Genomic DNA, 23,200 nt, shown 5'->3' with positions numbered 1-23,200 from the left:
TGTGGAAGCGCTACGAGCGGCGACGGTCCAGCCTGTGACCTGGGCCACATCTAGGGTCCGTTGCGGATCCGTTGCGGCTGCTTGGACCGGCGTTGGCGCGTACTGCCGGCGGCTGCAGACCTCCTTGCCAGTAGACGCAGTGTCAGATCCTCCACGACGGGGTGCGCGTACTCCTATAACATTGTGCGGTACAAGACTGTCCGCACCAAGATCGACACGTAGGAGGCCTCGTGGAGCTGGCCACGGACCCTGGGGGGCCAGCAGCTCGCGAGGCACTTCAACTTCCGATGGCTTTGGAAGGTCTCCCGGGGGCAACTGACCGCTCCCGGCGGCCGAGTCGTAACGCAGACCTGCATAGTCCTCTGCGCTACCCAGGAGGTAAGCGTCAACTCGTCCCATTCTTTGTGGACTTGATGAAGCTGAACGGGCAGTCTCCACTGCCCCTGTTTGTCGAGCCCTTCGCTGGCGGGGCAGCCGTGTCCCTGCATCTCCTCGCAGCAGGACTGGTCGATTCTGTCGTCCTTGCCGACCTCGATCCGTTGGTCTACGCATTCTGGCATCAGGCTTGCTTTCACACGGAGCAGCTTGTGCAGGACATCGCAGCGGCCGACGTCACCCTGGAAGAGTGGCATCGACTTCGGGAAAATCCAGGACGTACACTCCGTGAGAAGGCCTACGCTTGCCTATTCCTGAATCGAACGAGCTACTCGGGAATCCTGCAGGGCAGGGCAGGGCCTATCGGCGGCCAAAAGCAGCAAAGTGCCTACAAGATCGACTGCCGTTTCTACAAGGATGAGATAATTCACCGCCTGCGGCAAATTGGGAAGCTGGCGGCTGACGGGCGCGTAGCCGCAGTGCGGCCTACAAGCGTAGAGATGACAGTTGAGTGGGTAGAGACAGAGTTCAAGAACTCCGAACGGCTCTACTATTTCGATCCGCCCTTCTGGGAGAAGGGGGAGCGTCTGTACCGCAAGGCGTTCGGCCGCGAACAGCATGAGTCCCTGGCCAAGCTGTTGACCGCCATGGCTGCTCCGTGGGTGCTCTCCTACGACCACCATGAGGAGATCGTCGAGCTGTACCGGGCGTCGGTGCAAGAGAGTTCGCGTGGGACGAGCGACTTCGCCGGCGGTCCTCGGCTCCACAAGACAGACCTGATCTACTGCAACCGGCACAAGGGGCGCGGCGCCACGGAGTTGATCATCACCAACCTCGCACAGCTACCCTCAGAGCACGTCAGCACGGCCTAGACCTCCAGGATCAGTAGCCGCAAATAGTGAAACGGCCTCAACTGTCAGCGGGGTTTGGCAGGATGATGCCTGTACGTGCCAACGTGGGGTGTTGGCCGGGCTACGTCCTGGAGGGGAAGCATGGCAGGGGTCAAGCTCGGAGCCGGAGCCGGAGCGCGAGGATCGGCCTTGGTCGAGCTGTTGACGGAGTCGGTGAAGATCGGGGGGATCTACGACTTCGGCTATCACGAGGCGAGCGTCTTGACCAACGACGCCTGGCTTCATAGCGCGCATGGAGTTCCCCAGCACTGCCTGCTACTGGCCTACCCTCGACGCTTGGACAACCCGAAAGAGGCCACTGACGTCGCCCCCGAAGACCGTGAGGTCGTACTTCTCCGCGTGATTCGTGAGACGAGCCTGCCCAACCAGGCCGACCTGACTCGTCTGCGTGCTGAGGACACGGACCGCACCATCACGAGTCACTACCGAACCGATGGTCAGGAGTCCGCTCCTGCTGACGTACTCACCCGGAACCTCATGCAGCAAGCAGCGTTCCGATGCCGCATCCTCGGGACGTTCGTCGAAAACGAGGCGGGTGACCTGGTTTTCGGCAAGGACGTAGATGCGGTGTATGCCTCGGCGGGCTATGTCGTCGCCAAGCCGCATGGGGCCAGCCTTCAGAAGGTGGTCGACCACGTGGAGCTCCCGATGGGGGAGCGCGAGGACGAACAGGGCGGAGATGACGCCCCCAACGCAGATCTTCCTGACATGCAGGGGACGATGGTCATCGGCAACCTCCGGTATGCCTCCGCTCGTAAGCGTGAGTGGGCCGCGAGGACCGAGAATAGGTCCACCGAAATTCAGGTCAAGGTGCGCCCGAAAGACTTCGTAGCTCACAAGACTGCCGTGTTCGGCATGACTCGCGCCGGCAAGTCCAACACAATGAAGGTCCTTGCTGCGGCAGTTCACCTGTATGCCCACAAAACCGGAGTGCGAATCGGGCAGCTCATTTTCGATCCGGCTGGTGAGTACGCCTACGCCAACCGTCAGGACGGGACTGCACTTTCCCAGCTTGGTGACAATGTACGCATCTATCGCCTCGGGGCGACGGCAAAGGAGAGGAGTCGCAACATCCGCCCGCTGTCGCTGAACTTCTTCGACGTGAAGCAGATCGACGGCTGCTGGGGGCTCATCGAGGCACTGCTGCAAGGTGACGATCGGAAATACGTCCAGAATTTCCTCGCTTGTGACCCGACGCGGGACCCCGAGTATGCACGGTCAGAGAATCGCTACGACGATATGAACCGTCTCCTGGCAGTGCGGGCGATGTATTATGCGATTCTGCTCCTGGCTGGCCTGAAGCCGCCTAGGGGTTGGCGGTGTCGTCTCCCAACCAACGAGAAGACTCGTGCCCTGCTTGGCATCTCGGGTAAGGATCCGATTTTTGTAAACGAGGCACAACTTCGCGAGTACGCTCCCATTATTGCGCGTGCTGCAGCTGATGCCCCGAAGAAGGCAAGCAAGGATGGTGCCTCGAAGAAGTCCGACGAAGTTGAGGCCGTAAAGCTCTGGGTGGCGGACAAGTCGCTTGGTGGCAGCGGTGATCCTGCCATTGACGGGATGGTCGGCATGATTGCTACGACCGGCCGAACCAATGGGTACAAGGAACTGCGCGCTCTCTTGCCTTACCACTCGCCGGAGTCAGAGACTGACTTCGCGCCTGCCATCTACGCCGACCTCGCCCGGGGACGCATGGTCATCGTCGACCTGTCTCGTGGATCTGAGCAGGTCTTGCAGACCTGCGCCGAACGCATCGTCAATGTCATTGTGGCTCGGGCGGCCGAGCGCTTCCGTGATGGCAAGTCCCCGCGACTTATGCAGGTCTTCCTCGAAGAGGCGCACCGGCTACTTGACCGCGATAAGTTCAACCGAGCGGCTAGCGACAAGGACCCGTATGTGCGGCTAGCCAAGGAAGCGGCAAAGTACAAGATCGGAATGGTTTACGCGACACAGGAAGTCTCCAGCGTCGACGAAATGATTCTGTCGAACACGGCCAACTGGGTTTGCGCGTACATGAATAACAGCAGCGAGGTCAAGAAGCTTTCCAATTACTACGACTTCGCTGATTTTGCGGCTCAAATCCTGACTGCTGATGATCGCGGTTTCGTCCGACTGCGTACAGACTCGTCGCCGTACACCCTGCCGGTGCAGATCGCCAAGTTCGACTTGGAGATGGTGAATGGTGTCCGCGGAGAGTGTGGGCTTGCACCCACTGGCGCTAGCGACGATTTTGCTCCGGAAGCTGGCGTAGATGAAGACGACTTCTCCGACTGCCCTGACCCTGACGAGATTTTCTCCGCGCATGCCGGCGCGCGATCTAACCACGTGACGGCAGGTCAAAGCAGTGCCCTCCTCTTCGAGGACTCTGAGGTTAGGTACTGACATGCCCTACAGCTCACGTCTTCCGGGAGGAGCTTTCTCTTTCGAGACTGCCTCCAGTATGGGGCACCTTCCTACGGTCACTAACGAGCGGATCCGTGAGCGTTTGGCCCGCTATAGCAGGCCTGACGCCCAGCTTGACTTCGGCAGAATCGAGAAGCTGACCGGTTCTGCCGGTGATCTAGATCAAACCACCGAGCCTCACATCCGTTACGTCGTTGCGGTGGATGGGTCGAACCATGAATACGAGGAAGCGTTCGATCGGTATCCCTCGACGCGTGTGCTCTATCTGCAAATCGCCGGGGTCTTTATCGACCTGCAGCAGATGCAAGAGCAAACGGGACCTTTTGTGAGCCCCAGTCGGATTGCCGAAGCAATCGAAGCCTCAGTGGTTTCCGGTTTTCTTCCCGGGTCATTCCTTGAACATCAGGATTTCGCGGACCCGGTAGAGGCGTTCCGTGCCGAGCTCTTCGACCTCTTCGCGACTACTGAGGTGCAGAGTGGCATGCTCCTCGATTTGATCTGTGAGGTGCAGCGCTACGGACCCGCGGAGGACGCTTCTGCAGCGCAACAGAAGAGGGTACTCCTGCCCAAGTGTCCCAATTCAAAGTGTGACCTGAATGAATCGAAGGTGGCGCGACGGGCAAACCTGACTGTCTCGCTTAAGACCCCCGAGAAGTGCCCGGCGTGCTCCTGCACACTTTGGGCTACTGATACCTTTCGGGTTTACGAGGACTTTCGCCCAGACGCCTCCAATGGGGAGGTGTTGGGCAGAGTCAGGGACATCGTCGAGCACCTTGTGCTGCTGGGCGTCGCGCTTGACTTGGAGCGACGGTACCCTTGGCTGTTGCCTGAGACTGCCTTCCTCTACGACGGCGACTTGGCCGTCTTCGGTAACAGTGCTCGCATGTTCCGTGGTCTCTTGGGCTCTTGGCAGGCGCTCTGGCAGCGTTCCCGTCGGCGGGGGCAGCAACCGCCAGTTTTGCTCGGCATCGCTAAGAGCGGCTACCCCGTTGAGCACTTCAAGGGAATTCAGCGGGCTGCCGAAGTTGCAGAGCGTCCGCTGCCGATTCCACGTCAGTCGTATATGCGGATCGATGATCGGTACATGAAAGAGGTCTTGCGGGTGCAGAGCCTGAGCGAGACTTACTATGGCCGCAAGTTCTTTTATCATGCGGCAGACGGCCAGCATTTGGTGATAACTGTCCCGCCAGCAGAAGGTTTGGCCTACGCGAAGCAAACTGAGGAGGGGGCCGATGACCCTTCTCGCTTCCCGACTCTCAGGCGTACCTTCGAGGTTCTCGATCGTATGGGCACACATCTGTACGACGATGCGGTGATCCCTGTGTCTCTGGCACACAATTGGGCCGCGTATCCGCTGAGTAACGCCGATAAGGTTCTAAGGGTCCTGACGGAGCAGACCATCGCTCGCAAGAGATCCTGATGGCGGCAAATAGTTAGGACACCAGAGCGCCGGTAATCGACGTGGAATGCGTCGACGCCGGCGCTCCCGTTTTTGGAAGTGTATTACATGGTGTCGCCGATTCTATTTTCGAAAAGTAGCCGAGTACTCTTCCTTCGCCTTCTTGATTTGCTCCTCGGTGAGGCTGTTGAAGTATCGAATTGCCTCCGATGACCACTTGACCAGGTTGGCATCCTTATCCCGCCAGCAGTATTTGGACTCCTCGCGCATTTCGTGCGTGTAAGTCACTGCCTGCCATTCGAAGGACGTGGTGGAGCGCTTCAATTTGGGAAGGACGTCCTTCTGGCGGTAGGGGTGAGAGACGTTCGGATCTACTTTGCGAGAGACGACTACGGCATCGGCGAGTTCCTCGGCGGTAACTCCAACGACGATATCCGCTTTGTCGATCTTCTTGATAGATTGAAGAGATACGTCGAAGACAGTTAGAAGGCGCTCTGTGTCGATTCCGTCAGACTCAAGGGCGTCGCTTTTTTCTTTGAGGTAGGCCAGGAAATCCTGCACTGCCTTGCTCTTCGGAACTTCGCTGGAACCACTCTTCATGAATTGGATCGGATCTACCGGATTCTCAATGCCCAATGGCATTATGCGCCAAGATATTTCATCGGATAGGTCTTTGCCGAATACTGCCGACGCTATGTCGCGGTAGTTCAGAATCGACGTCTGGGCGAGCGAGTAGATTAGATTGGAGAATGACTTCTCGTTGTAGAAGTGCACGGCATTGTCGCGGTAGGTAGTCAAAAGGTCGACGTTTGCATCCACGGCCTGCACGGGAATTTGCTTTGGCCACAGAGCTGAGTTCGCGGCTCGCCAGAAGGCATCTCGGCAGGTGAGTGTGCGGTACGGTTCTCCTCGCTTCTTCGGGTAATATATTCTGTTGCCCGACTTCGAGGTAATTGCTTTGAATAGCAACTCCCAGGCGTTTATTAGTAGGATGACGAAAACTTCGTCCCGGTAATCGAAGCGCGGTTTATTGTACACCTCGATTGCGCCGACAATCGCAGATTTGCTGTTGCCGAAAAGGCGTCGCCACGACCCTTTATAGTTCATTTCTTGTCCCCCCAGGTCTTCCTGCCTGGCTCCTGCAGTGTTCAGTCCTCAAGATTACGCCTGCTGCCGCGGGGAGGCGTAAGAGGCACACGTCATGGCTGCCGAGAGGGGGAGCGCTGTTGCGAGAAGGGCGGCGGAGCGGCTTTGGGCTGGAGCTGCTTTGGCGCGAGTGATCATGGCCCCGTAAGCTTCCGGCGCGTCGGGCAGTCTGTGGACCTGCCCGCTAAAGCACGACGTTGGGGCCATGATCTTCGAGGCTCGCGCCAAAGTGGCTGCCTAAAGCCGTGGAGCCGACCGCCCCAGCCACGATCTACCCCTTCTCTGACAGCAGGTGGCTGATTGCTGTGCGCGCGGCACGGGCGCCGGCTGGGCTGGAGCGGGGCGGAGACAGGAGCGCAGGCCCGGCCGGGGGCCGGGCCGCGCGCGGGGAGCGGAGCGAGCCGCCTTGAACCAGTAGAGAAAGTTGTAACTCAGTCTGTGGTGCGGGGCTTGAAGTCGTATGTGCACGCGGGAAGTTCGCGGCCTCGGCGGTGAGAGAGGGGCAGGAAGAGCACTGGTCGGATCGTCCAGGTGATGCGGGTGGTGGTGTGCGTGACGGTGACGGTGCAGGGCTCGGACCGCAGGAGGGCCCTTCTCGTCTCGGCTCGCTCCTCGTAGAGCCAAGCCCATGCTTCGTCGCATGCTGAGGTGTCTAGTGCCGGGGTGATGGTCCTGAGCGCGACGGCTACCCACCTGTCGGCTTGATGAGCGGAGTACGCGTCGAACGATGCGTGCAGGGTCGGTTGCTCCGCTTGGCTTGTGAGGTCTTCGGTCCAGCACTCGCACCAGTAGCCGCGGGGAAGTTCAGTCACGAGGTCACTCCTGGCGGGTAGGCCACGAGCACGTAGCGAGTGCTCTCGTCGTGCAAGGTGAGTTGGTAGGCAGTGCCCCCGGTTAGGTAGGCGAGTGCACGATCGTGCTCGGGCTCGTCGGTCAACCAGTGGCGTCCCGGCTGGGCGTACGCCGCGTCTAGCTGGTCGGTGACGTTCCTCGTCCGCTCGCGCAGCCAGCGCAGAGCCAGGCGGGGACTCGCCGTGTCGTGTGCTCCCAGAGGGATGGAGCGGATCTCGTTCGCGGGATAGGCCGCTGCCCAACAGCGGTAAGTAGTGAGGTGTTCCGCTGCGGCTAAGCGTCCGTGAGGAGTCCCCGTCATCACGTACGCCCTCCCGGTTGTGCGCTCGCGAAGAGTTCCGCGGTGATCGTGTGGCCGGCCTGGCTGTTGTGGACCACGACCCGGTGTGCGAGTGCGGTGACCATGCCCAGCCCTCGGCCGTGTTCGGCGTCCTGGCCCTGGTGCTCGACCTTGGGAGACATGCTGGTGCCCCCGGCGTCGGTGACCGACAGGGCGACCACTTGCGGGGAGACGGCCAGGGCCAGGTGGAAGCTGCCGGATGCCGTTCCGCTCGCCGTGTGGAGGATCGCGTTCGCGCTCAGCTCGCTCACGATCAGTTCGGCGTCGTCGGCCAGGGGAGATCCGCGCAGGATGTCCCGCGTCCAGCGCCGGGCCCGGCTGACCTCTTCCAGAAATCCTGGGCAAGTGAGTCCCCAGACCCGGACGGTGCTCGTATACTCGTGCATACAAGTTCCTTCGTGCTGGTAGGCCGCCATGTGCAGCGGGTTCGGGCTAGACGAGTTTCACGCCGTCGTGGGCGCGGATAGCCGGCGGGGCTACAGCGTCCAATGCGTCCAGGACGCGGATCGCGTATGCCTCGTCGGCGAGTTCGATGACTTCTTCGCGGGTGGCCCAGCGCAGTGCGCGGGTCTCGTCTCCGGTGGTGGGCGTGCCGTCGGCGGCCTCACAGCGGAAGACCATGGAGACGATCAAGCCCTTCATGTTCTTGTAGATCCCGGTCAGGGTCGCGGGAAGCGCGATCTTGATGCCGGTCTCTTCGAGAACTTCGCGCTGGAGGGCCTCGGGGATGGTTTCCTCGCGTTCGAGGATGCCGCCTGGGGGTTCCCAGTGGCCGTTGTCGCGGCGCTTGATCAAGAGGGCGCGGTCCTGGTCGTCGACGATGACTCCGGCGACGCTCACGGAGTGCGGACGTTCGGTGCTCACGTTCCTCTGCCCTCTCGGATGGCTAGGCTCTCCACCGTAGCAACAAAGCTCGCCCACTCGTCTAGATACCTAAAGGAGTACACGTGCCCTCTCTTTCCTCCGGCCTCCTCGGCGACCTCGACCCCACGAGCGATCGTGCGGTCTTTCGGCAGATCGCCGACCAGCTGCGCGAGGCCATCGACCGTGGGCGATTCAAGGAGGGCGAAAAGCTGCCTTCGGAAGCGGAGCTTGTCGAGCATTACGGGGTTTCCCGTATGACGGTTCGAAACTCCTTCTCCGTCCTCCAGGGCGAGGGCCTGGTGCACGCCGAGCACGGCAAGGGCGTCTTCGTGCGACCACGCCCGCCTGTGAGGCGTCTCGCCTCAGACCGGTTCGCCCGGCGTCATCGCGAGCAGGGGAAGTCAGCGTTCATCGTGGAGGCCGACGCCGCCGGCAGTCACCCGCAGGTGGACAGCCTGGAGGTGAAGGAGGAGAAGGCCAGTCAGGACGTCTCCACCCGACTCGGGTCCGTGCGGCGGGTGCTGGCCCGGCGTCGCCGGTATCTGCTGGACGGGCGGCCCGTGGAGTTCGCCACCTCGTATCTGCCGCTCGACATCGCGCGCGGGACACCGATCGCTGAGCCGAACCCCGGGCCCGGGGGCATCTACGCCCGGCTTGAGGAGCTGGGGCACCGTCTCGACCACTTCGAGGAAGAGATTCGTGCCCGGATGCCCTCGCCCGATGAGGTCCGGACGCTGCGGCTGGCCTCCGGTGTGCCGGTCATTCACCTGATCCGGACCGCGTTCGACCAGGAGGGGCGGGCCGTGGAGGTCTGTGACACGGTCATGGCGGCGGACGCGTACGTCCTGTCGTACCAGCTCCCGGCGACGTGAGCGCCTGATCGGTGGTGGTGCGCGGGGCTGCCTGCCCGAACTCGTACACCCCAACAGGCTTACTCGTATAGACGAGTGGGCAAGTTGTGTGGCAAGGTGGTCGTCGTTCCCGGAAATCGGGTTCGAACGCCGCATCTCGTATAGACGAGTAGATGGGAAGAAGCCTTGCGCACCATCCGTGTAGAGACCTCCGCCGCAACGATCCTGCTGACCGAGGCGCCCGAGCCCAAGGTCCGCGACCGGCAGACGGGCGAGATCGCCAAGGACGCCACCAGCGGTGAAGCCCTGATGACCATGGGCGTCGTCTACTTGGAGGACGGCGAGTCCTCGCTGATCAAGGTCACCGTTCCTGAGAGTGGAGTCTCCGAGGGGCTGACGCTCGGTGCTCCGGTCTCGCTGCCGGGGCTGGTGGCCCGTCCGTGGGAGAGCGTCTTCAACGGGCAGCAGCGGCACGGCATCGCGTTCCGCGCCGCTGCGGTGACTCCGGCCGCGTTCCCGGCCGCCTCCGGGGCCGCTGCCTGATGACCGATCTGACGACGCTCCTGGAGGTGGGTGGTCCTGTCGCCGCACTCGGCGGCGGGGCCGCCTACGCCCGGGCCAAGCATCCCGGGGTGTACTGGTCCACGTTCGGCCTGCCGATATCCACAGCCCGGCTGCTCAGCTCGTACGGCTCGGTCATGGAGGCCTGCGGCCTGACCGTAGCTCCGTCCCGGCTGCGGATGCTGGCGGTCAAGGCCACCACTCGCCGTGAAGTTCGTCCCGTACCGCCGCGTCGGGGCATCATCCGCCCCACCTCGACCGGGCTGCGGCTCCGGCTCCGCCTCGCTCCGGGCCAGGAACCGGCCGACGTCGCCGCCTCGGCCGAACGACTGCGACACGCATGGGGCGTGCACGCCGTGTACGTGACGACGATCAAGCCCGGTGTGGTCGAACTACGGCTGGTCGGCTTCGACGTGCTGCGGCAGGTGCGGATGCCTCGCAGGGTGGACGCCGAGTTCCTCCAGGTGCCGGTGGCGCTGCGGGAGGACGCCATGCCGTTCGTACGCGACTACCGGGCTGTACCCCACCAACTCACCCTCGGCGCGACGCTGTCAGGTAAATCCATGTACCTGCGGCACCTGATCGCTGGGCTCGCCCCTCAGCCGGTCGCCCTCGTCGGTATCGACTGCAAGCGCGGTGTGGAACTGGCGCCATTCGCCTCCCGGCTCTCCGCGCTGGCGACCGACCCGGAGCAGGCAGCCGAGCTGCTGCCCGTGCTCGTGAAGGAAATGGAGGACCGCTACGACTTGATCAAGGCCCGGCAAGGCATCGCCCCGGGTACCCCGGCCGAAGAGATCACCTCCGACATCTGGGGACTGCCAGAGTCTGAACGTCCCGTCCCCCTGGTGCTGTTCGTGGACGAGGTCGCTGAACTGTTCCTCGTCGCCACCAGGAAGGACGAGGAACGTCGGGATGAGATGGTCACCCAGCTCATTCGCCTTGCCCAGCTCGGCCGCGCGGCCGGCATCTACCTGGAGGTCTGCGGACAGCGCTTCGGCGCCGAGTTGGGCAAGGGCGCCACCATGCTGCGGGCCCAGTTGACAGGCCGCGTCTGCCACCGAGTGAACGACGAAGCCTCCGCGAAGATGGCGCTCGGCGACATCGCACCCGAAGCGGTCTCGGCTGCCTGCGCCATCGCACCTGAACGCCCCGGCCTGGCCGTAGCTGGTGACACCTCCGGCGGCTGGTCACGCATCCGGACCCCGTACCTGTCCCTCAGCGATGCGGCGGCGGCCTGCCGAGAGTCCGCACACCTGGTGCCGGACGTGCCTGCGCTCAAGCCCTTCCTGCCCGAGGTGGCCATACGGCCAGTTGAGTCTCCGGCCCTCGTCGCCGAACCCCGCCCGGCTACCGGCTGACCTCCTCCACAACCCCGGTCGGCGTGACCGCCTCACGCCAGGTCCCTACCCCTCGCATGCCTGAACCCGGAAGGAGCCGCATCATGCGCGCCCAACTGGCCCGCGTTGACGCGGTGCTCATCCAAGCCGTCATCGCCGCCGCGCTGTCCTTCGCCCACCTGCACGACATCGCCTCGGCGGCCGGACAGGACGGGTGGAAGGCGTGGGCCTACCCGATCTCGGTCGACCTGCTGCTCGTCGCCGCCTGGCGCCGACTGCGCTCCGGGGAAGCCAAAGCGGCCGGGTGGTGCTGGTTCGTCATCGCCCTCACCGCCTCCCTGGGAGCCAACGTCGCTACCGCCGGCCTCCTCGACCTGAACCACGTCCCGGCCTGGCTGCGCATCCTCGTCGCGGGCTGGCCCGCGGTCGCCTTCCTCGGCGGCACGCTGCTGGCGCACTCCGCACCGACAACGCTCCACCAGGTCGCCGACCCCGACAAGGACAACGAGGTCCACGACTCCGCGGAAGCACCAGAAGCCCGTCCCGAGCCTGCACGCCCGGCCACCGAACAAGCCCCGCCCCAGCCCGCCGACGAGCACGAGCCGCCCGAGCGTCCCGCCTTGCCCGTTCCGGCCGCCCTGGTCGCCCACGCTCGCAAGGTCGCCGCCGAACACCACACCGGTACCGGAACACCCATCGACACCCCAACGCTCCGCGCCCGCCTCGGCGTCCCCGCACCCATGGCCGAAGCCATCGCCACCCACCTCTGAAGGAGACCTCGTGAGCGCCAATCGCCGCTTCCGCAACGTCGTCCGCATCGGCCCCGTCCGGGTCGGCACGTACTACGACGGCCGGGGCCAGGAGAAGCACACCGCAGCCTGCACCGCCCCGCGCTGCGGCTTCTCCACCGACTACGACGGCCGCGCCGCCGCCGAGCTGGCCGCCCGCACTCACCGCTGCCCCGTGCGCTGAAAGGACTCTCACCCCGTGACCGTCAGCCTGCCGCTTGTCGTCATCCTCGGATTCTTCGCCTGGGGAGCAGTCAGGTTCCTCGGCGTCCGCGTCTGGATCGTCGTCCTGATCGCCCTCTTCGGCTTCTGGCTGTCCCGCACCTTCCTCGCACCCGCCATCGAGTCCGGCACGCGCTCCGGCGTGACCGTCATTAACGGCTCACACGCCTAGACGAGTAGATAAGGAGAGCCAGCCGTGTTCCTCCCGAAGTACCCCGACAGCCCGACCCCGCCGCCCGCGCACACCCACACCCCGACCGAGCCGACACCCGTCCAGCGCTCGCTCCCGTCGGTCTCCGTCGATCAGAAGACCGTCGTCGCCCTGGTCGTCGGCGGGGTCGTCCTCACCGCGCTCCTGGCCGCCGTCGCCGTCACGGCCATCTCCGTAGCCGTCGCTGCCGTCGTCCTGCGCTCCATGCTCCGCGACCACCACCGCCGCTGAACCGCGCTGGCCCCCGGGGCGGCGGCACACGACCAAGCATCTCGCCACCCCGGGGCCCGCTCCTCCCGACCGAGCCAGTCAGAAGGAGAATCGCCATCTTCACCCGCACCACTCCGGCCCCACTCCCGGAACTCGCGAACCTGGCCACGCAGGGCACACTGCCGGGTATCCTCCGCCAGCTCTCCGGACTCGGCGGCTGCACCAACCCGATCCGCCTCGACGGCCACCGCACCGAGTACGACGTCGACACCACGACCGGCGAGATCGGCAACGTCCTCCACCGCCTCGAATCGACCAGCCTCCCGGCCGGACAGCTCCTCGTCCGCTGCAACAACCGCCGCACGACCCGCTGCGCCGCCTGCGCAGAGGTCTACCGCCGCGACACCTTCCACCTGATCACCTCCGGGCTGCGTGGCGGCAGGGGCATCCCCGAACACGTCGCCGTCCACCCGCGCGTGTTCGCCACCTTCACCGCGCCGAGCTTCGGCCCGGTCCACAACCGACCCTCCAGCGGGCGCCCCTGCCGCTGCGGCACCCACCACGACCAGGACGACGAGGCGCTCGGCACCGCGCTCGACCCGAACACCTACGACTACGAAAGCGCTGTGCTCTGGAACGCCCACGCCGGTCCTCTCTGGCGGCGCTTCTCGACCTACCTGCGCCGAGAGGTCGCCAAGCGCGCCGGCCTCTCCCAGCGGCGCTTCCGCGAGCACGCCCGCGTGTCCTTCGCCAAGGTCGCGGAGTACCAGAAGCGTGGCGCGGTCCACTTCCACGCGGTCATTCGCATCGACGGCCCCAGCGGCGGCGACACTCCACCCCCTGCTTGGGCAACCGCCGAGCTGCTCACGGACGCCATCCGTGCTGCCGCTGCCAAGGTCCGCGTGGACGGCCCGACTATCGACGGCCGCGCCCACACCTTCACCTTCGGTCGCCAGCTCGACGTACGCACCATCCGCTCGGCCGACTTCGACGGCGGCCAGGAGCTGACCGAACGGGCTGTCGCCGCCTACATCGCCAAGTACGCCACCAAGGGCGCCGAGACTGCGACAGGAGCTCTCGACCGCCCGCTCAAGTTTGCCGCCGAACTCGCCCAACTCGACATCAGCGATCACGCCCGGCGCCTTATCCGAACCGCTTGGTTCCTCGGCGTACGCAAGGACCTCGAACACCTCCGCCTGCGCGCCTGGGCTCACATGCTCGGATTCCGCGGCCACTTCTCCACCAAGTCCCGCCGCTACTCCACCACCCTCGGCGCCCTCCGCGACGCCCGCGCCGAGTGGCGCCGTGCCCAAGCCGCAGCACCCAGCGGCGCAGAACCTGAGACGACGTACGTCCTCGCGCACTGGGTCTTCGCCGGTACCGGCCTCTCGGACACCGAAGCCTGGCTGGCCGCATCTCTCGAACCCGCCCCCGGAACGGAAGGAGAACCGACATGGACCGCCGACGGGACGAACTGATGACTGTCCCGCAGATCCTCGCCGAGCTGGGCGGAGTGTCCCGCCGAACCTTCTACCGCTGGCGCGAGCTAGGGCAGGCTCCGGAAGCGATCAAGCTGCCGAATGGTGAGCTCCGCGTTTGGCGCAGTGACTTCGACGCCTGGCTCCACGGGCTCGCGGAGGCGGCGTGAAGTCGCATGACGTGAGGGTGTGGGGCATCCGCAAGCGGCCCTACAAGACGCCGTCCTATGACGTGCGATGGAAGGTTGCCGACGCCCCGCCGTTCTCCGAGACCTTCCGGACCAAGGCACTCGCCGACAACTTCCGCGCCAAGCTTCTTCGGGCTGCGCAGAAGGGCGAGGCCTTCGATACGGACACTGGTCTGCCGGACTCGATGGCACCCGTCAAAGCGTCCCGTACCTGGTACGACTTCGCACAGGCGTACGTCGCCATGAAGTGGCCGCACGCGGCTCCGAACTCCCGCGACAGCTTGAACGAGACGATGACGCTCGTCACGACTCAACTGCTGGGTGATCGGCCTGGGCGGCCTGCTGACGACGTCTTGCGCCGTGCGCTGCGGGGCTGGGCTTTCGTCGTCCAAGCCTCGGACGAGGAAGCTCCGCCGGTCGACATCGCGAACGCTCTTCGCTGGGTGGCCAAGGCTTCGCTGCCATTGGCGACGATCAAGAATCCGGCAGACATCCGCCGCGTTCTCGACTCGTTCAAGCTCAAGCTGTCGGGCGCTCCAGCGGCCGCAGAGACGGTACGGCGCAAGCGCGCGGTCCTCTTCAACGCCCTTGCCTATGCGGTCGAACTGGGGGAGCTTCCGGAGAACCCGGTCACGCTCGTGAAGTGGAAGCCTCCGAAGGTGACCAAGGAAGTCGACCGCCGGGTCGTGGTGAACCCTCGGCAGGCACGCGAACTCCTGGCCGCAGTCTCTTACGTCGGCGGCTACCGCAGAGCCCGTGGGCGGCGCCTGGTCGCGCTCTTCGCCTGCATGTACTTCGGCGGGCTTCGGCCGGCGGAAGCTGTGGCACTGCGTCGTCCGGACTGCACGCTGCCGGAGACCGGGTGGGGTTCGCTGATCCTGGAGAAGACCCGCCCGACCGTCGGGAAGCGCTGGACCGGGACCGGGGAGGTTCACGACAACCGCGGCCTCAAGAATCGCCCCACGAATGAAACCCGCATCGTCCCGATCCCACCTCGCCTCGTCCGCATGCTCCTCGCCCACATCGAGGAGTTCGGCACCGCCAAGGACGGGCGGCTGTTCGCCAACGAACGTGGGGGAGTGGTCGCCTCCACTACGTACTGGCGCGTCTGGGACGAGGCCAGGCACCTGGCGCTCACGCCGGAACAGGTTGCCTCGCCGCTGGCCGCTCGACCGTACGACCTGAGGCACGCCGCGCTCTCCTCCTGGCTCAACGCGGGCGTCGACCCCACCGAGGTCGCGGAGCGCGCGGGCAACAGCGTCGAAGTGCTGCTGAGCCGGTACGCGAAGTGCCTTGACGGTCGCCAGGACGTCGCCAACCGCCGGATTGCCGAGCTCCTCGGTGAGGACGACGGCCAGGAGGACGAGCCCGGCAACGACACCTGATCCCGACACACCTTCGACGCGCGCACCTGCGGCAAGATGGGCCCCCGGACTACGGTCCGGGGGCCTCCGTGTTTTCCGGTGCTGACCTGCGGATTCTTGGCCTGCGGCCAGTCCACGGATAGTCCACAGCCCCCGACATACAGCCGCTCCGAGCGGCACACGCCTGCACACACACGAAGACCCCGTCCCAGCGAAAGCGCTGATGGCGGGGTCTTTGGACACCTCATACAAGGTGCCCCCGGCAGGATTCGAACCTGCGCACACGGCTCCGGAGGCCGTTGCTCTATCCCCTGAGCTACGGGGGCGTGTTCGTCGCGTTGCTCGCGGCGACGGGTAGAACACTACCAGCTCCCTCGGGGTGGTCATGAACGGGTTTCCGCTGTCGGGGCGGGGGATCCGGGTCGCTCGTGCGGGGTGGAAGTGGGGAAAACCGGGACGCGATGGCCGGGGTCGACCTACTCTCGAGTTGTGCCAGGCGCGTCGGGTCGGGTGCTTGTTGTGGACGACAACAAGGTCATCCGGCAGTTGATCAGGGTCAACCTCGAGCTTGAGGGGCTGGAGGTCGTGACCGCGGCCGATGGTGCCGAGTGTCTTGATGTCGTGCATCAGGTGCGGCCCGATGTCGTGACCCTCGATGTCGTCATGCCCCGGCTGGACGGGCTGCGGACCGCCGCTCGCCTCCGGGCCGACCCGCGGACCCGGGACACGCCCCTCGCCATCGTCAGCGCCTGCAGCCACCACGAGGTCGAGGCCGGGCTTGAAGTGGGCGTCGACGCCTTCCTCGCCAAACCCTTCGAGCCCGCCGAACTGGTCCTCGTGGTCCGCCAGTTGATGGAGCGAGCCCGGGGTGGGGGTCGGCAGCGCGGCGGTGGCCCCGACACCGACGGCGGTGGTGCCCCAGGGAACGGCCCAGTAGCGAAGGAACCGGCGGTGAAGGAACCGGTGAGGGAGCAGGGGCAGGAAGTGGATATTCCCGCCGTGCCGTAGGAGAGGGTCGCACCGTCGCCGCTTTGCCGCTCCCGCAACGCCGGGCAGCGTCCACCGACGCGGCCCCCGGCCCCGGCCTCCTCATGCTGGCAGCGTCCACCGGCGCGGCCCCCGGCCCCGGCCCCGGCCCCCTCATGCTGGCAGCGTCCACCGGCGCGACCCCCGGCTCCATGCCGACAGCGTCCACCCCGGACACAGACCGGCGTCCCCCACCCCAAGACAGGCCCCGCCCCCCCCGAGCAGCCCCCACCCCGAGACACCAGCCCGCGTCCACATCCCGGACCCTCGGGAAACCGGCTCGCATACCCACCCCCTTCCTCCCATACGCTGGTGCCGTGACCCCCGCAGAGCTCTCCCGCACCGTGCTGCACGCCGTGCGCCGCGCCGTCGACGAGGGTGAGCTCAGCGTGACCGTTCCGGAGCGGGCCGTGGTCGCTCCGCCCGGGCCCGGGGGCCGTGGCGACTACGCCACCAGCATCGCCCTCCAGCTGGCCCGCGCGGCAGGGCGGCCGCCGCGTGACGTCGCCGAGGTGCTGCGCGCGCGGCTCCTCGACGAGCGGCGGTTCGCCGACGTCGTGGTCACCGGGCCCGGCTTCCTCAACGTCAGCCTGCACAGCACCGCCTCAGCCGACCTCGTCGACGAGATCCTGCGGCGCGGGCGGCGCTACGGGCACACGGCGAGCGGGTTCAGCGGGAGCGCCCTCGAGATCCACTGCCGGGCGGAGGTGCGTGCCGTCGTGGTCACGGACGTCGTGGCCCGTCTGGCGCGCAGCCAGGGGGACGTCGTCCGCGTCTCGTGCACCGGGCGGCCCGTCCCGGAGTGGAAGTCCGTCCTCGGGGCGGACATCACCACCCCTGGTTCCCCTGTCATCACCCCGGGGCCGCATGTCACGCATGTCATCCCCGACCGGTCCGTCACCGTCCACCCCGTTCCCGCCCCCGCCGACCCCGTGCCCCTCGGCCGGGACGCCGCCCGCTGGGCCCTGCTGCACCCCGCCGCCCACGACCGGCCTAAGATCCCCGGCGACCACCTCGTCCAGCGGGAGTGCAACCCCCTCTTCCGCGTCCGGTACGCCCACGCCCGCACCCGGGCCCTCCTGCGCAACGCCTCCGACCTCGGCTTCCACCCCGAGCCGGGTCCCGTGAGCGCAGCGGAAGCGCTGACCGCCGTACTCGGCGACCACCCCCGCGTCCTCGCCGCCACCGCCACGCAGCACACCCCCGACCGCCTGGCCCGGCATCTCATCGCCGTCGCCGATGCCGTGATGCCCCTGCTCCCCGCCGTGCTGCCCCTCGGTGAGGAGAAACCCTCGGCCGCCCACCGTGCCCGGCTCGCGCTCGCCGAAGCCGCCGGGACGGTGCTGGCCGGCGGCCTGTCCCTGCTCGGCATCGACGCACCCGACCATCTCTGAGAGACACGAACAGATCATGAGCCGTTCCGCACACCCCGCCGGGCCCCGTCACGCGGATGTCCTCCCCGAGGGGCACTACTCCGCCCCGCCCGCCGACCTCAACGCGCTGGATCCCAAGGTGTGGGCCCAGACCGTGACGCGTGACGACGACGGGGTCGTGACCGTCGGCGGCATTCCCGTCACGCGGCTCGCCGAGGAGTTCGGCACCCCCGCCTACGTCCTGGACGAGGCCGACTTCCGGGCCCGTGCGCGTGCCTGGCGCACCGCCTTCGGGGCCGACGCCGACGTCTTCTACGCCGGCAAGGCGTTCCTCTCCCGCGCCGTGGTGCGCTGGCTGGACGAGGAGGGGCTGAACGTCGACGTCTGCTCCGGCGGCGAGCTGGCCACCGCCCTGTCCGCCGGTATGCCCGCCGAGCGCATCGCCTTCCACGGCAACAACAAGTCCGTCGACGAGATCACCCGTGCGGTCGAGGCCGGTGTCGGGCACATCGTCCTCGACTCCTTCCAGGAGATCGTCCGCGTCGCCCACATCGCGCAGAGCCTCGGCAAGCGGCAGAAGGTCCTCATCCGGATCACCGTCGGCGTCGAGGCGCACACCCACGAGTTCATCGCCACGGCCCACGAGGACCAGAAGTTCGGCATCCCCCTGGCCGGGGGGCAGGCCGCCGAGGCCGTACGGCGGGCGCTGCAGCTCGACGGGCTCGAGCTCGTCGGCATCCACAGCCACATCGGGTCGCAGATCTTCGACATGTCCGGGTTCGAGGTGGCCGCCCACCGGGTGGTCGGGCTGCTGAAGGCCGTCCGCGACGAGCACGGTGTCGAGCTGCCCGAGATCGATCTCGGCGGCGGGCTCGGGATCGCGTACACGAGCGACGACGACCCGCGCGAGCCGCACGAGATCGCCAAGGCGCTGACCGAGATCGTCACCCGCGAGTGCGAGGCCGCGAAGCTGCGCACGCCGCGGATCTCCGTCGAGCCGGGGCGCGCCATCGTCGGCCCGACCGCCTTCACGCTCTACGAGGTCGGCACCATCAAGCCCCTCGACGGGCTGCGGACCTACGTCTCCGTCGACGGCGGCATGTCGGACAACATCCGCACGGCGCTGTACGACGCCGAGTACAGCGTCGCGCTGGTCTCCCGCACCTCCGACGCCGAGCCGATGCTCGCCCGGGTCGTCGGCAAGCACTGCGAGAGCGGGGACATCGTGGTCAAGGACGCGTTCCTGCCGTCCGACGTGGCACCGGGTGACCTTCTCGCCGTACCGGCCACCGGCGCCTACTGCCGCTCCATGGCCAGCAACTACAACCACGTGCTGCGCCCGCCGGTCGTCGCCGTCGAGGGTGGGGAGGCCCGGGTGATCGTCCGCCGCGAGACCGAGGAGGACCTGCTGCGTCTCGACGTCGGCTGAACGGCAGAAGGCCGAAAGCCGAAGCAAGCGGGCGGCGGAAGATCTCCTGTCTTTCGCCTCCGCGAAAATGAAATAAACATCTCACGATCCGGACCGGGGGCAGAAACTCCCGTCCGGTGAGTGAGACTGGTTCCACCGTAGACGGTAAAGAGGAAACGAGGTCGGATGATGCGTACGCGTCCGCTGAAGGTGGCGCTGCTGGGCTGTGGAGTGGTCGGCTCAGAGGTGGCGCGCATCATGACGACGCACGCCGACGACCTCACGGCCCGCATCGGGGCCCCGGTGGAACTCGCGGGCGTGGCCGTACGGCGGCCCGACCGGGTGCGCGAGGGCATCGCCCCCGAGCTCGTCACCACCGACGCCACCGCCCTCGTCAAACGCGGCGACATCGACGTCGTGGTCGAGGTCATCGGCGGCATCGAGCCCGCCCGGACCCTCATCACCACCGCCTTCGAGCACGGCGCCTCCGTAGTCTCCGCCAACAAGGCGCTGCTCGCCCAGGACGGCGCCGCCCTGCACGCCGCCGCCGAGCAGCATGGCCGGGACCTCTACTACGAGGCCGCCGTCGCCGGTGCCATCCCGCTGATCCGGCCGCTGCGCGAGTCCCTCGCCGGCGACAAGATCAACCGGGTGATGGGCATCGTCAACGGGACCACCAACTTCATCCTCGACAAGATGGACTCGACGGGCGCGGGCTACCAGGAGGCCCTCGACGAGGCCACGGCCCTGGGGTACGCGGAGGCCGACCCGACCGCCGACGTCGAGGGCTTCGACGCCGCCGCCAAGGCCGCGATCCTCGCCGGCATCGCCTTCCACACGCGCGTGCGTCTCGACGACGTCCACCGCGAGGGCATGACCGAGGTGACCGCGGCCGACTTCGCCTCCGCCAAGGAGATGGGCTGCACCATCAAGCTGCTCGCCATCTGCGAGCGGGCCGGCGACGGGGCGTCGGTCACCGCGCGCGTGCACCCGGCCATGATCCCGCTGAGCCACCCGCTGGCCTCCGTCCGCGGTGCCTACAACGCCGTGTTCGTCGAGTCCGACGCCGCCGGGCAGCTCATGTTCTACGGTCCCGGAGCGGGCGGTTCCCCCACCGCCTCCGCCGTGCTCGGCGACCTCGTCGCCGTCTGCCGCAACCGGATCGGCGGCGCGACCGGACCGGGCGAGTCCGCCTACGCCGCGCTGCCGGTGTCCCCGATGGGCGACGTCGTCACGCGGTACCACATCAGCCTCGACGTAGCTGACAAACCGGGTGTTCTCGCCCAGGTCGCGACCGTCTTCGCCGAGCACGGAGTCTCGATCGATACGGTTCGCCAGTCGGGGAAGGACGGCGAGGCCTCCCTCGTCGTCGTCACGCACCGTGCGTCCGACGCCGCCCTCACCGGGACCGTCGAGGCGTTGCGCAAGCTCGACACCGTGCGTGGTGTCGCCAGCATCATGCGGGTTGAAGGAGAGTAACCAGCAATGACCCACCAGTGGCGCGGAATCATCGAGGAGTACCGGGACAGGCTGCCGGTATCCGACAGCACGCCGGTCGTGACGCTCCGTGAGGGCGGTACGCCCCTGGTGCCCGCGCAGGTGCTCTCCGAGCGCACGGGCTGCGAGGTCCACCTCAAGGTCGAAGGCGCGAACCCGACCGGGTCCTTCAAGGACCGCGGCATGACCATGGCCATCACCCGGGCCAAGGAAGAGGGCGCGAAGGCCGTCATCTGCGCCTCCACCGGCAACACGTCGGCCTCCGCCGCCGCCTACGCCGTGCGGGCCGGGATGGTGTGCGCCGTGCTCGTGCCGACCGGCAAGATCGCGCTCGGCAAGATGGGCCAGGCCCTGGTGCACGGCGCGAAGATCCTCCAGGTCGACGGCAACTTCGACGACTGCCTCACGCTCGCGCGCGGCTTGAGCGACAACTACCCCGTGGCGCTGGTCAACTCGGTCAATCCGGTGCGTATCGAGGGTCAGAAGACCGCCGCCTTCGAGATCGTGGACATGCTCGGCGACGCGCCCGACATCCACGTCCTGCCGGTCGGCAACGCGGGCAACATCACGGCCTATTGGAAGGGCTACACGGAGTACGCCGCCGACAAGGTGGCGACCCGGACCCCGCGCATGTGGGGTTTCCAGGCCTCCGGCAGTGCCCCGATCGTGCGCGGCGAGGTCGTCAAGGACCCCTCGACCATCGCCACGGCCATCCGCATCGGCAACCCGGCCTCCTGGCAGTACGCGCTTGCCGCGCGGGACGAGTCGGGCGGGTTCATCGACGAGGTGACGGACCGTGAGATTCTGCGCGCCTACCGGCTGTTGGCGTCCCAGGAGGGCGTCTTCGTCGAGCCGGCGTCCGCCGCGTCCGTCGCCGGTCTGCTGAAGGCCGCCGAGCAGGGCAAGGTCGACCCGGGGCAGCGGATCGTGTGCACCGTCACCGGCAACGGGCTGAAGGACCCCGACTGGGCCGTCGCCGGCGCCCCGCAGCCGGTCACCGTACCCGTCGACTCGGCGGCCGCGGCGGAGCGTCTCGGCCTGGCCTGACCTGCGGCGTCGCACCGGGCGCCGGCGCACGGCCCGACACGGTCCGGCGCAAGAAGGCGCTTGCCCGGGGGAGTTCCCTACGGGGGGTGCATAGGGGGCTTACGACACGCATCGTGCGCCTCCTGTGCGCCCTGTGTCGCCACAGAACCTTCCTTCGATAGGCTGTACCGAACCCGCCCGCCGCATATGCCTCCGCATGAGCATGGTGCCGTGCCGTCTCCGCGGCCGGGCAGCGGCCGGCCGTCCCGGTCGGCAGCGGCCCGAGGGGTTCTCGTACGCCATCGAATGTCCACTGCACGTCATTCGACCATCACCGCAGCTCAAGGAGAGTCATCGAGCGATGGCCGGTCCAGCGTTCCGCGCCGCCGCCGTCCGGGTGCGCGTCCCCGCCACCAGCGCCAACCTCGGCCCGGGCTTCGACGCCCTCGGCCTCGCGCTGGGCTTGTACGACGACGTGGTCGTCCGGGTGGCCGACTCCGGGCTGCACATCGACATCGCGGGTGAGGGGAGCGAGACGCTCCCGCGCGACGAGAAGCACCTGCTCGTCCGTTCTCTGCGCACGGCCTTCGACCTGCTCGGCGGACAGCCGCGCGGTCTGGAGATCGTCTGCGCCAACCGGATTCCGCACGGCCGGGGTCTCGGTTCCTCGTCGGCCGCCATCTGCGCGGGCATCGTCGCCGCCCGCGCCGTGACCATAGGGGCCGACGCCAAGCTCGACGACACCGCGCTGCTGGAGCTCGCCACCGAGATCGAGGGCCATCCCGACAACGTCGCGGCGTGTCTGCTGGGCGGCTTCACGCTGTCCTGGATGGAAGGCGGCGCGGCGCGCGCGATCAGGATGGATCCCGCGGATTCCATCGTTCCGGTGGTTTTCGTCCCCGGAAAGCCGGTACTCACGGAGACGGCGCGCGGCCTGCTCCCGCGCACCGTTCCGCACGTCGACGCCGCCGCCAACGCCGGCCGGGCGGCCTTGCTCGTCGAGGCCCTGACGCGCCGCCCCGAACTGCTGCTGCCGGCCACCGAGGACCGCCTGCACCAGGAGTACCGCGCCCCCGCCATGCCCGAGAGCGCGGCGCTGGTGGAGCGGTTGCGGGGCGACGGCATCCCCGCGGTCATCTCCGGCGCCGGACCGACGGTCATGGCGCTGGCCGACGCGGAGACGGCCGACAAGGTCGAGGCCCTGGCGGGGGCGGAGTGGGCGGCGAACCGGCTGCGTCTCGACCAGCAGGGCGCGAGCGTGCTGCCGCTCGCGACCTCCGGTGACATCTGAAAAGCGCTCGGTTACCGGATTTCGAGAGGGGGAATGTTTGTTGGATCCGGTAGTGTTAACCTCAAGTCTGCACCCGACC

General features: G+C 66.8%; 24 protein-coding genes and 1 tRNA gene. 19 read left to right on the top strand and 6 right to left on the bottom strand.

Annotated features, from left to right (window positions below):
* Nucleotides 1–287 precede the first annotated feature (287 nt).
* The 3 genes from AB0F04_RS10860 (at nt 288) to AB0F04_RS10850 (ending at nt 5,109) form a co-directional block, all read left to right on the top strand.
* Entirely contained in the window at nt 288–1,247 is a 960-nt protein-coding gene (locus AB0F04_RS10860; protein WP_362040795.1) for a DNA adenine methylase, read from the top strand.
* A 168-nt stretch (nt 1,248–1,415) separates the two neighbouring features.
* Nucleotides 1,416–3,668, top strand: coding sequence for a DUF87 domain-containing protein (locus AB0F04_RS10855; RefSeq protein WP_362039976.1), 2,253 nt, complete (start codon nt 1,416–1,418; stop codon nt 3,666–3,668).
* Nucleotide 3,669: 1 nt separating this feature from the next.
* Nucleotides 3,670–5,109, top strand: coding sequence for a hypothetical protein (locus tag AB0F04_RS10850; protein ID WP_362039974.1), 1,440 nt, complete (start codon nt 3,670–3,672; stop codon nt 5,107–5,109).
* A gap of 102 nt (nt 5,110–5,211) precedes the next feature.
* Here the strand turns inward: AB0F04_RS10850 and AB0F04_RS10845 are convergent, their stop codons facing one another.
* From AB0F04_RS10845 to AB0F04_RS10825, 5 genes are all read right to left on the bottom strand, one after another.
* Nucleotides 5,212–6,195 (bottom strand): DUF3644 domain-containing protein, encoded by a 984-nt coding sequence (locus AB0F04_RS10845; RefSeq protein WP_362039971.1) that lies wholly within the window; start codon nt 6,193–6,195, stop codon nt 5,212–5,214.
* A 470-nt stretch (nt 6,196–6,665) separates the two neighbouring features.
* Nucleotides 6,666–7,046: a hypothetical protein gene (locus tag AB0F04_RS10840; RefSeq protein ID WP_362039968.1), complete on the bottom strand. Its 381-nt coding sequence runs from the start codon at nt 7,044–7,046 to the stop codon at nt 6,666–6,668.
* Nucleotides 7,047–7,386: 340 nt separating this feature from the next.
* The gene (locus AB0F04_RS10835) at nt 7,387–7,812 is read right to left on the bottom strand and encodes an ATP-binding protein (protein ID WP_362039965.1); all 426 of its coding nucleotides are present in this window, start codon (nt 7,810–7,812) and stop codon (nt 7,387–7,389) included.
* 46 nt (nt 7,813–7,858) lie between these two features.
* Nucleotides 7,859–8,266: an NUDIX hydrolase gene (locus tag AB0F04_RS10830; RefSeq protein ID WP_053670655.1), complete on the bottom strand. Its 408-nt coding sequence runs from the start codon at nt 8,264–8,266 to the stop codon at nt 7,859–7,861.
* A gap of 20 nt (nt 8,267–8,286) precedes the next feature.
* The gene (locus AB0F04_RS10825) at nt 8,287–8,529 is read right to left on the bottom strand and encodes a hypothetical protein (protein ID WP_362040843.1); all 243 of its coding nucleotides are present in this window, start codon (nt 8,527–8,529) and stop codon (nt 8,287–8,289) included.
* Here AB0F04_RS10825 and AB0F04_RS10820 point away from each other — a divergent pair.
* The 10 genes from AB0F04_RS10820 (at nt 8,443) to AB0F04_RS10775 (ending at nt 15,521) form a co-directional block, all read left to right on the top strand.
* Nucleotides 8,443–9,162, top strand: a complete 720-nt coding sequence (locus AB0F04_RS10820; RefSeq protein WP_233580483.1) for a GntR family transcriptional regulator — start codon at nt 8,443–8,445, stop codon at nt 9,160–9,162. The two genes, AB0F04_RS10825 and AB0F04_RS10820, sit on opposite strands and share 87 nt — an antisense overlap.
* Nucleotides 9,163–9,327: 165 nt before the next feature.
* Nucleotides 9,328–9,684, top strand: coding sequence for a hypothetical protein (locus AB0F04_RS10815; protein ID WP_053670612.1), 357 nt, complete (start codon nt 9,328–9,330; stop codon nt 9,682–9,684).
* On the top strand, nt 9,684–11,060 hold the full coding sequence (locus AB0F04_RS10810; protein WP_362039963.1) for an FtsK/SpoIIIE domain-containing protein: 1,377 nt from the start codon (nt 9,684–9,686) through the stop codon (nt 11,058–11,060). The genes AB0F04_RS10815 and AB0F04_RS10810 overlap by 1 nt, the downstream gene beginning before the upstream one ends.
* An 83-nt stretch (nt 11,061–11,143) precedes the next feature.
* A complete protein-coding gene (locus AB0F04_RS10805) occupies nt 11,144–11,809 on the top strand; it encodes a DUF2637 domain-containing protein (RefSeq protein ID WP_362039961.1) in 666 nt (221 codons plus the stop codon).
* Nucleotides 11,810–11,819: 10 nt separating this feature from the next.
* Nucleotides 11,820–12,011, top strand: a complete 192-nt coding sequence (locus tag AB0F04_RS10800) for a mobile element transfer protein (protein ID WP_033314621.1) — start codon at nt 11,820–11,822, stop codon at nt 12,009–12,011.
* A gap of 15 nt (nt 12,012–12,026) precedes the next feature.
* Nucleotides 12,027–12,221 carry a hypothetical protein gene (locus tag AB0F04_RS10795; RefSeq protein WP_020274975.1) on the top strand — a complete coding sequence of 65 codons (195 nt, stop codon included), beginning with the start codon at nt 12,027–12,029 and terminating at the stop codon, nt 12,219–12,221.
* Nucleotides 12,222–12,245: 24 nt separating this feature from the next.
* Nucleotides 12,246–12,491, top strand: coding sequence for a SpdD protein (locus AB0F04_RS10790; RefSeq protein ID WP_362039959.1), 246 nt, complete (start codon nt 12,246–12,248; stop codon nt 12,489–12,491).
* 158 nt (nt 12,492–12,649) lie between these two features.
* Nucleotides 12,650–13,948, top strand: coding sequence for a replication initiator (locus tag AB0F04_RS10785; RefSeq protein WP_362040792.1), 1,299 nt, complete (start codon nt 12,650–12,652; stop codon nt 13,946–13,948).
* Nucleotides 13,924–14,118: a helix-turn-helix domain-containing protein gene (locus tag AB0F04_RS10780; protein WP_033314625.1), complete on the top strand. Its 195-nt coding sequence runs from the start codon at nt 13,924–13,926 to the stop codon at nt 14,116–14,118. Before AB0F04_RS10785 ends, AB0F04_RS10780 begins: the two co-directional genes overlap by 25 nt.
* Entirely contained in the window at nt 14,115–15,521 is a 1,407-nt protein-coding gene (locus tag AB0F04_RS10775; RefSeq protein ID WP_362039957.1) for a tyrosine-type recombinase/integrase, read from the top strand. Before AB0F04_RS10780 ends, AB0F04_RS10775 begins: the two co-directional genes overlap by 4 nt.
* A 233-nt stretch (nt 15,522–15,754) precedes the next feature.
* Here the strand turns inward: AB0F04_RS10775 and AB0F04_RS10770 are convergent.
* A tRNA-Arg gene (locus tag AB0F04_RS10770) sits at nt 15,755–15,826 on the bottom strand.
* A gap of 115 nt (nt 15,827–15,941) precedes the next feature.
* On the opposite strand from AB0F04_RS10770, the gene AB0F04_RS10765 reads away from it, so the two are divergent.
* The 6 genes from AB0F04_RS10765 to thrB all read left to right on the top strand — a co-directional run bounded on the left by AB0F04_RS10765 (nt 15,942) and on the right by thrB (nt 23,121).
* On the top strand, nt 15,942–16,508 hold the full coding sequence (locus AB0F04_RS10765) for a response regulator (RefSeq protein WP_362039955.1): 567 nt from the start codon (nt 15,942–15,944) through the stop codon (nt 16,506–16,508).
* Nucleotides 16,509–16,843: 335 nt separating this feature from the next.
* Nucleotides 16,844–17,920: an ArgS-related anticodon-binding protein NrtL gene (nrtL, locus tag AB0F04_RS10760; RefSeq protein WP_362039953.1), complete on the top strand. Its 1,077-nt coding sequence runs from the start codon at nt 16,844–16,846 to the stop codon at nt 17,918–17,920.
* A 16-nt stretch (nt 17,921–17,936) separates the two neighbouring features.
* Nucleotides 17,937–19,328 (top strand): diaminopimelate decarboxylase, encoded by a 1,392-nt coding sequence (gene lysA / locus AB0F04_RS10755; RefSeq protein ID WP_362039950.1) that lies wholly within the window; start codon nt 17,937–17,939, stop codon nt 19,326–19,328.
* 165 nt (nt 19,329–19,493) lie between these two features.
* Nucleotides 19,494–20,786, top strand: a complete 1,293-nt coding sequence (locus AB0F04_RS10750) for a homoserine dehydrogenase (protein ID WP_362039948.1) — start codon at nt 19,494–19,496, stop codon at nt 20,784–20,786.
* Nucleotides 20,787–20,792: 6 nt separating this feature from the next.
* On the top strand, nt 20,793–21,851 hold the full coding sequence (gene thrC, locus AB0F04_RS10745) for a threonine synthase (RefSeq protein ID WP_053670600.1): 1,059 nt from the start codon (nt 20,793–20,795) through the stop codon (nt 21,849–21,851).
* 340 nt (nt 21,852–22,191) lie between these two features.
* Nucleotides 22,192–23,121: a homoserine kinase gene (gene thrB / locus AB0F04_RS10740; protein WP_362039946.1), complete on the top strand. Its 930-nt coding sequence runs from the start codon at nt 22,192–22,194 to the stop codon at nt 23,119–23,121.
* Nucleotides 23,122–23,200 lie beyond the last annotated feature (79 nt).

This window comes from Streptomyces sp. NPDC029041 (genome assembly GCF_040637515.1).
Taxonomy (GTDB): Bacteria; Actinomycetota; Actinomycetes; order Streptomycetales; family Streptomycetaceae; genus Streptomyces.
The sequence above is the reverse complement of the archived record's forward strand: the minus strand, read 5'-3'. Positions and strand labels throughout refer to the sequence as shown.

Excerpts from the sequence above, each read along its gene's own strand:
- AB0F04_RS10825 (WP_362040843.1), bottom strand. The coding sequence starts at position 8,529 with ATGCTCGACAAGCTCCGCTTCCGAAGGCAGCTTTTCGCCCTCCTTGAA.
- AB0F04_RS10750 (WP_362039948.1), top strand. The coding sequence starts at position 19,494 with ATGATGCGTACGCGTCCGCTGAAGGTGGCGCTGCTGGGCTGTGGAGTG.
- thrC (WP_053670600.1), top strand. The coding sequence starts at position 20,793 with ATGACCCACCAGTGGCGCGGAATCATCGAGGAGTACCGGGACAGGCTG.
- AB0F04_RS10850 (WP_362039974.1), top strand. The coding sequence starts at position 3,670 with ATGCCCTACAGCTCACGTCTTCCGGGAGGAGCTTTCTCTTTCGAGACT.
- AB0F04_RS10780 (WP_033314625.1), top strand. The coding sequence starts at position 13,924 with ATGGACCGCCGACGGGACGAACTGATGACTGTCCCGCAGATCCTCGCC.
- AB0F04_RS10810 (WP_362039963.1), top strand. The coding sequence starts at position 9,684 with ATGACCGATCTGACGACGCTCCTGGAGGTGGGTGGTCCTGTCGCCGCA.
- lysA (WP_362039950.1), top strand. The coding sequence starts at position 17,937 with ATGAGCCGTTCCGCACACCCCGCCGGGCCCCGTCACGCGGATGTCCTC.
- AB0F04_RS10845 (WP_362039971.1), bottom strand. The coding sequence starts at position 6,195 with ATGAACTATAAAGGGTCGTGGCGACGCCTTTTCGGCAACAGCAAATCT.
- AB0F04_RS10805 (WP_362039961.1), top strand. The coding sequence starts at position 11,144 with ATGCGCGCCCAACTGGCCCGCGTTGACGCGGTGCTCATCCAAGCCGTC.
- AB0F04_RS10835 (WP_362039965.1), bottom strand. The coding sequence starts at position 7,812 with ATGCACGAGTATACGAGCACCGTCCGGGTCTGGGGACTCACTTGCCCA.
- AB0F04_RS10860 (WP_362040795.1), top strand. The coding sequence starts at position 288 with ATGGCTTTGGAAGGTCTCCCGGGGGCAACTGACCGCTCCCGGCGGCCG.
- thrB (WP_362039946.1), top strand. The coding sequence starts at position 22,192 with ATGGCCGGTCCAGCGTTCCGCGCCGCCGCCGTCCGGGTGCGCGTCCCC.